General features: G+C 69.7%; 8 protein-coding genes. 5 read left to right on the top strand and 3 right to left on the bottom strand.

Going from position 1 to position 11,376, the window contains the following annotated elements:
• Positions 1 to 64 precede the first annotated feature (64 nt).
• From J2S46_RS02245 to J2S46_RS02230, 4 genes are all read left to right on the top strand, one after another.
• On the top strand, positions 65 to 1,117 hold the full coding sequence (locus J2S46_RS02245) for a baeRF2 domain-containing protein (RefSeq protein WP_229913220.1): 1,053 nt from the start codon (positions 65 to 67) through the stop codon (positions 1,115 to 1,117).
• Positions 1,118 to 1,219: 102 nt separating this feature from the next.
• Positions 1,220 to 2,482 carry an arginine deiminase gene (locus tag J2S46_RS02240; protein WP_191293216.1) on the top strand — a complete coding sequence of 421 codons (1,263 nt, stop codon included), beginning with the start codon at positions 1,220 to 1,222 and terminating at the stop codon, positions 2,480 to 2,482.
• A gap of 30 nt (positions 2,483 to 2,512) precedes the next feature.
• Positions 2,513 to 3,169 carry a MarC family protein gene (locus J2S46_RS02235; RefSeq protein ID WP_191293217.1) on the top strand — a complete coding sequence of 219 codons (657 nt, stop codon included), beginning with the start codon at positions 2,513 to 2,515 and terminating at the stop codon, positions 3,167 to 3,169.
• Between the two features lie 2 nt (positions 3,170 to 3,171).
• On the top strand, positions 3,172 to 4,551 hold the full coding sequence (locus tag J2S46_RS02230) for a threonine/serine exporter family protein (RefSeq protein WP_191293218.1): 1,380 nt from the start codon (positions 3,172 to 3,174) through the stop codon (positions 4,549 to 4,551).
• Between the two features lie 871 nt (positions 4,552 to 5,422).
• On the opposite strand, the gene J2S46_RS02225 is transcribed toward J2S46_RS02230, so the two are convergent.
• The gene (locus J2S46_RS02225) at positions 5,423 to 6,046 is read right to left on the bottom strand and encodes a hypothetical protein (RefSeq protein WP_191293219.1); all 624 of its coding nucleotides are present in this window, start codon (positions 6,044 to 6,046) and stop codon (positions 5,423 to 5,425) included.
• 151 nt (positions 6,047 to 6,197) lie between these two features.
• Complete coding sequence (locus J2S46_RS02220) at positions 6,198 to 6,884, bottom strand: gamma-glutamyl-gamma-aminobutyrate hydrolase family protein (RefSeq protein WP_370882158.1); 687 nt, start codon at positions 6,882 to 6,884, stop codon at positions 6,198 to 6,200.
• Positions 6,885 to 7,887: 1,003 nt separating this feature from the next.
• Between J2S46_RS02220 and J2S46_RS02215 the strand changes: the two genes are divergently transcribed.
• The gene (locus tag J2S46_RS02215) at positions 7,888 to 9,753 is read left to right on the top strand and encodes a glycoside hydrolase family 15 protein (protein WP_191293220.1); all 1,866 of its coding nucleotides are present in this window, start codon (positions 7,888 to 7,890) and stop codon (positions 9,751 to 9,753) included.
• A gap of 72 nt (positions 9,754 to 9,825) precedes the next feature.
• On the opposite strand, the gene J2S46_RS02210 is transcribed toward J2S46_RS02215, so the two are convergent.
• A complete protein-coding gene (locus J2S46_RS02210) occupies positions 9,826 to 11,076 on the bottom strand; it encodes an ROK family transcriptional regulator (RefSeq protein WP_191293221.1) in 1,251 nt (416 codons plus the stop codon).
• Positions 11,077 to 11,376 lie beyond the last annotated feature (300 nt).

The raw sequence follows: 11,376 nt of genomic DNA, 5'->3' as shown, positions 1-11,376 counted from the left end.
CGGATTTCTGGAGGACCTCGTGGATCTTGAACTGCTTCGCCCGCTCTATGATGTCGCCGGCCCAGTGGTATCGCTCCATCTGGACACCAGCCGCGAGGACCAGCACGCGGATCACCGCCTGGCCGTGGTGTGGCGAACCCTGCGCCGCGAGCTGGAGGAACAGGGGGTCGAGGAAGCAACTCTCGCAGCGCTGGACTCCGCGGTTGGGGGATCACCGCACGTGGTCGGACCACAGGGAGAGTCGCTCTTCGCCTGCCAGGGCCGACTGCTGGCTGCGTTCACTCTCTCCAGGCCCCCGGCCCGCAACCGCGCCGTCGTGCAGCCGCTCGCCGACCCACTGGAGACCGTCCTGGACCTCGACCACCAGTTGCCCTACGTCATGGTAGCCGTCGACCGTGAGGGCGCCGACATCGACGCCTACGCCGCCGGCGCCTTCGACCCGTCCACCAGCCGCTCCTTCAGCGGTAGCACCCTGCACATCACCCGGGTCCGCGCCGGGGGACCGAACCAGGCCTCCTACCACCGCCGGTCGGTGAACGCGTGGACGGAGAACGCCGCCGCCGCTGCCGCCCAGATCGTCGAGGCCTGCGAGGCGGTCGCAGCCGACCTGGTCCTCGTCGGCGGGGACCCGAAGGCCGCCGCGATCCTGCGCGAGCAGCTCGCCGAGCGTCGCCCCGGCGCCGAGGTGGTCGAAGTGTCAGGCGGCCGCGGCGGCGAGGACGCCCTCGCCGTCCTGCGCAGCGCCGTGGACGAGGCCGTGGACGCCGCCTCATCCCGCAGCCACGCGGCCGCCGTCGCCGAGTACAAGAGCGCCCGGGCACAGAACCTGGCCGTCCACGGCATCCCGGCCGTCAGCACCGCCCTCGCGGAGGGGCGCGTCGCGACCCTGCTGCTGGCAGCCGACCGGGCCGACGACCCCCGCAAGTGGGCGACGGACGCCAACCCCCTGCTCGTCGCCAGCGCCCCGGAAGCCCTGGAGGACGCCGCGGCCGTGGAGGCGCTCGCCGCCCCGCTCCTGCTGCGCGCCGCGACCATGGGCGGCGCCCGCTTCTCCGAGATCCCGGCCGGCACCGCCGACGACGGCGTCGCCGCGGTCCTGCGCTTCGCCGCCCCCTGACCGAAGACCACCGGCAGGCCGAGGCGCCGTTCGGACCCGCCGGACCGCGCCCCGGCGCCGTCCGGCGGGTCACTGCCCATCACCCGAGAACCGAGGATCGTCATGAACGACACCACTGACATGCAGACCGGTCACGGCGTGCACTCCGAGGTCGGCCGGTTGCGCAAGGTCCTGGTGTGCGCTCCGGGCCTGGCCCACCGGCGGCTCACCCCGACCAACTCCGACGACCTGCTCTTCGACGACGTGATGTGGGTGGAGAACGCCCAACGCGACCATGCCGACTTCGTCAACAAGCTTCGCCTGCGCGGCGTCGACGTGGTCGAACTGCACGACCTCCTCGCGCAGACGATGGCCGTGCCCGGTGCCCGCGACTGGCTGCTGGACCGCAAGATCACCGCCAACGAGGTCGGGCTCGGCCTGATCGACGGCACCCGCGGCTACCTGCAGTCACTGGCGCCACGCGAACTGGCCGAGCACCTGATCGGCGGCCTGGCCACCAGCGACCTCCCCGAGGACTTCCGCAGCGACTACGTGGCACTCGCCCGGGAAGCCTCCGGCGCCCGCGAGTACCTCATGCCGCCACTGCCCAACACCCTCTACACCCGGGACACCACCTGCTGGCTCTACGGCGGACTCACCCTCAACCCGCTGTACTGGCCCGCCCGCCACGACGAAACCCTGCTCATGAAGGCGATCTACACCTTCCACCCCGACTACAAGACCTCCACCATCTGGTGGGGCGACCCCGAGCAGGACTGGGGCCAGGCCACCTTCGAGGGCGGCGACATCATGCCCGTCGGAGGTGGCGTCGTCCTCATGGGCATGAGCGAGCGCACCTCCCGCCAGGCGATCACCCAGGTCGCCGCCGCCCTCTTCGCCCAAGGCGCGGCCCAGCACGTGATCGTCGCCGGCATGCCGCGCCTGCGCGCCGCCATGCACCTCGACACCGTGTTCACCTTCGCCGACCGCGACATCGTCACCCAACACCCCGCGATCATGAACCGGGTCCACACCTTCTCCCTGCGCCCCGGCGACAAGGCCCCCGGCGTCGAAGTCACCGACGAGGGCACCACCCCCTTCACCGACGTCGTCGCCAAGGCCCTCGGCATCCCCGGCGGCCTGCGGATCATCGAAACCGCAGGCGACGTCTACGCCTCCGAGCGCCAGCAATGGGACAGCGGCAACAACGCCGTCGCCGTCGAGCCCGGCGTCGTCTTCACCTACGACCGCAACACCCAGACCAACACCCTGCTCCGCAAGGCCGGCGTCGAAGTGATCACCATCGTCGGCGCCGAACTCGGCCGCGGCCGCGGCGGCGGGCACTGCATGACCTGCCCCATCGTCCGCGACCCCGTCACCTACTGACCGGCCGGACCCGAGCCGAGGAGGTTCCCCGTGTCGGAGTTCCACTGGGGCCACGCCCTGTTGCTGTTCCTGGCGCTCTTCGCCCTCTACAGCCCGATCGCCGCCCTCTCCTCCTACCTCCCTCTCGTCGAGGGATACACCCCGAAGGAACAGCGCAAGCTCGCCCTCGGCCTGTTCCGCAACGTCACGGTCCTCATGCTGCTCGCCCTGTGGGTCGGCGAGCCGCTGCTGGAACTGCTCGGCATCAGCACCGCCGCGCTCTCCGCCACCGGCGGCATCGCCCTGATCCTGGCCGCCGTGCCCATGATGACCGGCTCCAACGCCAAACCACCGCCCGAGAACGGCAAACCTGCCACCAGCAGCCCCAAGGCCCCATGGCGCTCCATCGTCTTCACCCCCCTCACCTTCCCCCTGACCTTCGGAGGCACCACCTTCGGGTTCTTCGTCGCCTACCGCGCCGACGTCTCCGGCTGGAAGGCCGGCGTCGCCATGACCGTCGCAGGCCTCGCCTACGGCGCCGTCACCGGCATCACCCTCTACCTCGCCGGCCACGTCGTACGCCGCGTCTCCCCGAACACCGCAGCCCTCCTGGACCGGGTCGCCGGCATCCTGCTCACCGCCATCGCCGTCATGCTGCTCGCCAGCGGCGGCACCCGCATGGTCAACGACATCCTCACCTCCCTGTGACCATGCCCAGCCCGCACACACCCGCAGGCCGCCACCGGCACCTGCACCGGCTGCGCCGCCGCGCCAGCCCCGGCACCGAGAACCGGGCCAGCACGCAGCGGCGCACCGCCCACGTGCTGGGCCTTGCCCTCGACGTGGGCGAACTCCTGCTCGCCGACGGACAGGGCACCGAGGACGTCGAAGCGGCGATGCTCACCATCGCCGACACCTTCGGGCTGGCCCACTGCGAACCGCAGGCCACCTTCACCATGCTCTCCATCAGCCACCGTCCCTCCCAGGACGAAAGCGCGATGATCCTGGACCGCACGGTCTGGCGCCGGGCCTCCAACTACACCCGCCTGTCAGCGACCTACACCTTCGTTGCCGACGTCGCAGACGGCCGCCTCGACCTGGAACAGGCCCGCCGCCGCCTAGCCGCCATCCGCCGCCGCACCGCCCCCTACCCGGGCTGGCTCACCTCCCTGGTCGCCGGCAGCCTCGCCGCCAGCGCGACCGTTCTGGTCGGCGGCCGCGCCGACGCGAAAGCAGCCCTGACCTTCACCGCGGCCTTCGTCGCCTCCTTCATCGGCGACCGCCTCGCCGGCCTCTTCCACAACCGAGGCATCCCGGAGTTCTACCAGTACGTCGTCGCAGCCGCCCCCGCCTCCGTGACGGGCGTCGTCCTCGCACTGGCCGGCGCCGGACTGCGCGGCTCCCAGGTCATCACCGGCGGCCTCTTCGCCCTCCTGCCCGGCCGCGCCCTGGTCGCCGCCGTCCAGGACGGCCTCACCGGCTTCTACCTCACCGCCGCAGCCCGCCTCATCGAACTGCTCTACCTCATCACCGGCGTCATCCTCGGCGTCCTCGCCGTCCTGCCGATCGGCCAACTCCTCGGCGCCACCCTGCGCCCCGAGGACCCCCTCGAACGCAGCACCGCCCCCGGCCTCCAACTCCTCGCCGCAGCCGGGCTCACGATCTCCCTCGCCATCCTCCTGCAAACACCCCGCTACACGCTGTTGTTCGTCACCCTCAACGGCGCCGTCGCCTGGACCGTCTTCGCCGTCCTCACCCGGCAGGCCGACGTGAGCCCGATCGCCGCCACCGGCGTCGCCGCCGCCACCAGCGCCATGCTCGCCCACACCGCCTCCCGCCAACGCCGACTGCAGCCCCTGCCCCACATCAGCGCCGCCCTCGGCCCACTTCTGCCCGGCTCCCTCACCTACACCGGCGTCCTCGCCTTCATCCAGGGCCGCCCCGCCGACGGCCTCGGAGACCTCAGCAGAGCCGCCGCCATCGCCCTGGCCCTCGCCATCGGCGTCAGCACCGGCGGCGAGATCGCCCGCCAACTCCGCCGCGTCCCGGCCCTCGGCCGCCAGGCCGCCGAACGTACCCACGGATACTGACACGCCCGCGCACCCTCGCTCATGTGTCCCCCAGGGCCGGCGCGGACACGCGGCGCTCCGGCGCCGTGCCCCCGGCCGAGCCCGCGTCGATATCTGATCGTGTTCGTGCGACGGGTCAAAAGCCCTGGCCGCATGAGCTGCTCCAGCTCGTCGAACGTAATGATCTCGACGTCCTGGCTGGACGTCCGCTACATCTCGGGGGAACTGATCTCCTCCGAGTTCGCAGCACCGTTGTGAGTGAACTGGCGCAGACTCCGGATCACCACGACCTGCCGCGGCCGCGTGGTAGACAGTGAGGACGAAGTCGGTGATCATCCGGCGTGTGTGGGTGCGGTAGACGTAGTCAACCCGTCGCTGTCCCGTGAGCCCGGATTTCCAGGTCGCTGAATTCCCGTCGGACAACGTCGAACTCATTGGTAGTGAAGGCCAAGCCGACCCCGGCCATGGCAGGTGCCAGGGCCGGGGTCCGCCACTCCGACGGAATGTAGGGCAGCGGCCCGGTGTCGCCTTGGACGTCCCCTTTCCCGTTGCCTGTGCCTGCACGCCGAACACGTCGAAGGACGGACGTACCGAAAGGGCGGCTGCTGATAACCCTTGGAACGTTCGCGGGCAGGGAGACGGGGCCCGGCCTGAGTAAGACCGGGCCCCGCACGCCGCCCCGTCAGGGTGGGACGGCGTCCCCCTGGCGCGCCCGGTTGAGGTCTTCCGCCCCACCGAGTACGCCGTTGACGGACCGGGCTCGTTGACCGCGGTCCATCGCGATGATCCGGTTCGCTCCCGGAGGGTGGAACTGCCGGACCATCGCTCCTCGTCCGAGGTGGGACGAGGAGTCAGTGCTCGGTGGGCGCTCGGCGACACGCGCCCACGGAGTTCACCGCAAGTCCCGGCTGCTCGCGACAGCGCGGGCGGCATCGAAGAAATCGCTGAGCGGCTGCCGTGGTTGCCGCGTTCTCCTCCACGACTGCGCGCCGTACCTCGAATCTTCGCTTCCTGCCTGGAGCGAGTAGATGACTCGTACGATCCTCGCGAGGTCCCAGAGCGCACCGGAGGCATCGGGCTCGACCAGCCAGCTCACGGCCCTCGCTCCGCCTACCCGCTCCGGGGAGACATGCGTGGGCGCGGGCCTGGCGACACAGCGCCCGGGCGCCGGGCATCCTATGACGCCGTGCTGCAACAATTCGCCCACGCCCGGACGGATGTGAACGGCCGTGCCGGGTGCCGTCAGGAAGTCGACGGTGGCGGCTTCGGAGTCGTGGAGGACGGGTGCGAGGCCGTCGGTCCGAAGAGCGTTGAGCACACGCAACGCGCATTCCGCGCCGACCCGCAGGACGTTGAACTTGCCGAGGGGGATCGCGGCGAGGCGGTTGGCTACCCATGCGTCCAGGCATGAGGCCGGATCACTGTGGAGACCGGCGAGCCAGCGCAGGCCCGGCCCGTTGGCAGGGGTGAGAATGCGCTCGGGGCAAGGTGTGACGGCGGGAAGGGGAATGGACATGAGATTCTCCCGCGGGGGAAATCGGTGGTGAGGGCGGATCCGGGGCGGCCGCGCGGGGGCTCGACGGGATTCGGGCGGTTGTGGCCACTAGGGTGCCGGGTCGACGTCGAGGCAGCGGCCCCTCCCGCCGTTATTGCTGGACCGGCCCGCGTCAGCGTCGGTTCGCCGCTTTGACAAGTCCTTCCAGGACGCGGGTGTCGGATCCCATTTCGGGGTGCCATTGCACACCGAGGACCCACTGTGTGCCCACGGCCTCGATGGCTTCGATGGTGCCGTCGTCGGCGAGGGCGCTCGGCACCAGGCCCACGCCCAGCTGGTGGACAGCCTGGTGGTGGTAGGTCGCGACCGTGCTCCTCTCGGGGACCAACGAGTGGTACAGGGTTCCCGGTATCGGATTGACAGGGTGTGCGCCGAAGATGCCGGGCGTCAGGTGACCGTCCAGGTGCTGCACCAGGGTTCCGCCGAGGGACACGTTCAGGAGCTGCATCCCCCGGCAGATCCCCAGCAGGGGAGCCCTCGTGGCGACGGCGGCTTTGATCAGAGCGAGTTCCCAGTTGTCGCGCGCCACCGAGGGCGGTCCGGTGCGCAAGTCGCGCACTGCGCCGTAGTGTTCCGGCGCCACATCGGGTCCTCCAGCGATGACGAGGCCGTCGAGTTGGGCGACCACGTGTTCCGCCACGGTCGGCTGATCGGGGGGAAGCATCAGGACCGTGCCGCCGCTTGCCTGCAGCATGTGCACGTAGTGGGTGGGAAGGAAAGCGGCCGGAGATTCCCGGGAATCATTCCAGACGACTGAGTCCAGCCAGTAGGTACTGATGCCTATCAGTGGCTTGCGCATTATGCCTTCCTTGTCACCGACGCCTGGTGGTCCGGTGGTTGAGCGGTTTTCGGTGAGGGCCGGGAATCTCGGGGCGATCCCGGCCGTGTTTGAACGCGCCCGCAGGTGACGCCGTTGCCCCGGCATTCTGGTATCAGCAGGGTCGGTGTCAGTGGTGTCCCGGTGCCCCGATTCGCTTCTCCGCACATCCGCCCGACGTAGCACCCCAGCTGGCCGGCGCCAGTCCGGAACATGCGTGGAGGACAGGTGGAATCGTTCCCTCGTGGGTCCTTCGAACGCTGTCCAGGGTGGTGACGATGACGTTCGATCTGCTGTCGCGGAAGAGCTCAGTGGTCGGGAGTGACGCTATGCAGAACGTCAGAGCGGATCATGCGGAGCCCCGTGCGATGTCTTCAGGCTAGTCAGGGCCGCTCCAGCCGCCAACTTCCCGGTGGAGGCAAAATGTGGCATACCTGACTAAAGCCCCCATGCCAACTGGACATAGCCGCCTTGTCGGAGGCAGACCCTGCGGTTGGCGTTCGACTAGGAGGGAAGGGGCATCACTCACTCCGGTGGGGAGACGACCCGTCGAGGCCCCATTGGAGGAGGTCACTCAAACCGGTCTAGACCAATAGGTCTGGACCATTATGCGATCTCTTGACTTGCCCGGTCGACTGAGCTTGAATTTCGCAAACGCCGATGCCCAACCCCTCCGAAAAACGCCACCCACGGTCCAGGGGAAGTCGCGACGCACCTCTCCCTCATGCAATCAAAGCGCTTTGAGTGCTTCGTGGTTGCGCATGCGTCGATGCGGCCGCCGGACAGCCGAACCAGGCGGGTCGAAGGCCGCCGACGGCTTGCAGTCGAGCGGCTGGACGAGGGTTTCCACATGGGCCCGGCCCCGCGCCCACCCCCGTGCCCGCAGGCCGACGGGCCAGGTCAGGCTTGCCGAACCGTCGCACCAGCACCTTCGACACCCCGATCCCCCCGCTGCAACCTCCAGGAAAGGAACTCACCGATGCGCGTGAGATCCGCACTTCTGTCCATGTCCATCCTGACCGCCCTGCTGGCCACCGTGCCCTCCGCGTCGGCTTCTGTCGCCCCCTACGACGGACAGGCATCCCACTCCGTCGCACTGTTCAGCGTCAAGAGGCCGAACAACACGGCCGTCCAGGAGTTCATCACCAACGACTCCCACCTCGATCGGGTCAGCCTCTACATCGGCAGCGCCGCCGGCAGCGGGGCGATAACGGTCTCCGTCCGTGCTGTGCCAGCGGGCGCCACCCCCGCCCCTGCGAACGCCACCACAACGATCGCCACCAAGACCCTCACCATCGACTCGACCTTGGCGGACCAGGGCTGGCTGGAGGTCCCGCTGGACGCCGCCATCGTGCCCGGCCAGAAGTACTACCTGTTCGCCGAGGCCGCGAGCAACCAGGCGATCAGTTGGTCGGGCGTGACCACCCCGGTACTCGGCTCGCTCAGCAGTTGGAACTACGACGCGACGTACTACGGCAGGCAGGGGGGGTGGAACCAGGAGAAGACGTACCGTCTGGCTTTCTACGTCAACCCCAGTGACAGCGAGCGATGCGGATCCTGGGCCGAGAAGTGCTACCACGCCGTCGCGACAGGCCTGGTCCGCAACAGCACCACCACCGCGCAGGCGTCCGGCAGTAGATACGTTGATCACAGCAACGTCCTGGCCCGGCAGGACGGTACGTGGAGCTACCTTCCCACCGGCGCCACTGCGGCGGTCAGTGTAGCGGCCAACGATCCCGGTGCCCTCACGCAGATCGCCGAATCGAAGGCTTGGCTCGACTCCGGGAAGATTCTCGGCGCGGGGCCCCAGCGCGATGCGGCTGAGCGTGCCCTGCTCTCGATGCGCGCGCTCACCCAGCCCAACGGTGCGGTTGCCGCCGCTTGGGGGAACGGATATTACGAGTACTCCTGGCCTCGCGACTCCAGCTTCATCTCGGCCGCGTTCGCCGCCACTGGCCACGACGTCGAGGCGTACCAGATCCTGAAGTTCAACGCCACGACCCAGAGTTCGTACGGTACTTGGGAAGCACGTTACAACTTCGACACCTCCATGGTGCGCGACGGCAGGCACTGGCAGCTTGACGCCAACGGCTGGGTACCCTGGTCCGCCTATCAGTGGTACCAGGCCGCCCCGCAGGACACCCGCATGGCCAGGCTGACGGACATCTACCCGATGATCAAGAAGGCCGCCGACTACACCGCCGCCCACCTGGACGCCAACGGCCTGCCCCCTGCCTCGCCCGACTACTGGGAGTTGGCTTCGGCCCCCACCGCCAACATCAGTACCGCTGCACCGCTGCTCGCCGGACTCAACGCCGCCGCCGAACTCGCCACCCAGCTCCAGCGCTCCGACGACGCGACCCGGTACACCGCGGCCGCCCGGCAGCTGTCGGACGGCATCGCCAAATTCTTCGCCCCGAACGGCTACATGCGCTCCCCCGACCCCAAGTACGGCCACGACAGCGCTGCCACGTTCATGGCGCCCCCCTTCAACGCCGCCCCCGCCGACCTCGCCCCCGCCCTCGACAGCACGTACACGGCCCTCAGGAAGTCCAACGGTGGCCTTCTCCCCGGCGATGGCCCCGAACACTCGTGGGGTGACGCCACCTGGACCCCCAGCACCAGCTTCTTTGCGCTTGCCTGGTACGGCACCGGACAGACGGCCCGGGCCGATGGAGTCCTCGACTGGGTCCTCGCACACCGCAATGCCCTCGGTGAACTCCCCGAGCAGGTCACTAGCGGCGGCAGTCCCTCCGCCATGGCTCCGCTCGCCTGGACCGACTCCCTGGTCCTCATGTCCCTCCTCGCGAAGGACGGCACTCCGCTGCCCACCCCTCCCTCCTCGAAGTAGCCGTTCGACAGCGGCCGTCGACCCTCCCGACCCCGGTGCCGCACCGGGGTCGGGAGGGTCGCGCGCGATGGTTCAGGAACCGTGGACCTGCGGGGAGATCCTCGCTTCGACTTGCTCCAGGGCGAAAAGGGTGGCGCCTTGGGCGACGGCGCGGTCACCGAGGGTGGAGGCGACCACGTTGGCGGGCAGGAGGATGTGGCGGGCGAGGTGATGGCGTACTGGGGCGAGCAGGCTCTCGCCGGCGATGGACAGGCCGCCGCCGATGATGACGCGTCCCGGGTCCAGGAGGAGGAGCAGGACGCTCAGGCCGTGCGCGAAGTCGGCGGCGACCCGGTCGACCACGGACTGGGCGACGGGGTCACCACGTCTGGCCGCTTCGAAGAGTTGCTGAGGGCCGGTGGTGGTGTCGGCGAGGCCGCGAGGCGGGGTGGTGCCGGCCTGGCCGTAGGCGGCCAGGCCGAGGGTGCGGATCGCGTCGGCGCCGACGAGTGCTTCGAAGGCGCCCAGGCCGGCCGGGCCCGTCACTCCGTCGGTAGGGTGCTCGCGCTCCGTGGCGGGGGAGAGGTCGATGAAGCCGAGTTCCCCGGCCGCCGCCGACGAGCCGCGGTAGGGCTTGCCGTCGATGACGATGCCGGTGCCGATCCGTTCTCCCCAGTGCACCAGGACCAGGTTGTCGTCGTCCGCGATGCCCGTCGCGCGTTCCGCGAGGACGGCGAGGGTGACGTCGTTGTCGAGGTAGACGGGGCACTCGAGCCAGGCTTGAAGGGTCGGTGCGACCGACAAGCCGGCCCAGCCGGGGATGCTGGGGGCCTGGATGACCACGCCCCGCTCTCGGTCCACGATGCCAGGAGTACCCACGCAGGTGGCCCACAGGTCGGAGGTCTTCACTCCGGCGGCGCGCAGTGTTTTCAGTACGGTCTGCTGGGCGAGGGTGACGAGTTCGGTTCCGCGGGTGCCTGCGGGCACGTTCTCGCGGTGCAGGGCGGCGGGCCGGCCAGCGAGATCGCTGACGACGGCGAGGACCTTGTGCGGGCCTATGTCGATGCCGCAGACATGTCCGGCACGGGCCCGGAACCGGTACATGCGGGCGGGGCGGCCTACCTGGCGGGTGCTCTCGTCCTCGCTGTCTAGTTCTTCGACGAGTCCGCTCCCGGTTAGATCGGAGAGCGCCCGGGTTACCGCCGGGCGCGACAGACCGGTCGTCACTGCGATTTCTGACACCCGGCGCAGGTCGGTGCCGGCAGCCCGCAGCGCTGCCAGCACGGCCGCGCCGTTCATCCGGCGCAGTACGTGCGGCCCGCGGGCCGCCTCGGCCACCACCACAACACTCGTCCCCTCGTCCGGGCCATCTGCGTGGCCCCGCCCACCAGGGTATCGAAGGTCGTTTTGATGCGAGCGTCCGACCGGGATCCCGTTGCTGGATCACTGGGGTTCTGAGCACCGGTCAGGACGCTGTTGTCGTGCTTTTCGTCGTCAACCGGTGGGTGGAGGGGGCGACGGGTCCGCTATGGGCGGGGCCGGTCCGGGTGAGGCTGCCGGGTCCGGTCGCGGTGGCCGCCGAGCGCGTCCTGGACGTAAACGGCGTGCCCTGCCGCCCAGGAGCACGAGCGAGCCCGCAGGCGC

It is taken from the genome of Kitasatospora herbaricolor (assembly GCF_030813695.1).
Lineage (GTDB): Bacteria > Actinomycetota > Actinomycetes > Streptomycetales > Streptomycetaceae > Kitasatospora > Kitasatospora herbaricolor.
This window is presented reverse-complemented; position numbering and strand designations above follow the sequence as displayed.

Coding starts and splice junctions, on each gene's coding strand:
- J2S46_RS02240 (WP_191293216.1), top strand. CDS start 1,220: ATGAACGACACCACTGACATGCAGACCGGTCACGGCGTGCACTCCGAG.
- J2S46_RS02225 (WP_191293219.1), bottom strand. CDS start 6,046: ATGTCCATTCCCCTTCCCGCCGTCACACCTTGCCCCGAGCGCATTCTC.
- J2S46_RS02230 (WP_191293218.1), top strand. CDS start 3,172: ATGCCCAGCCCGCACACACCCGCAGGCCGCCACCGGCACCTGCACCGG.
- J2S46_RS02220 (WP_370882158.1), bottom strand. CDS start 6,884: ATGCGCAAGCCACTGATAGGCATCAGTACCTACTGGCTGGACTCAGTC.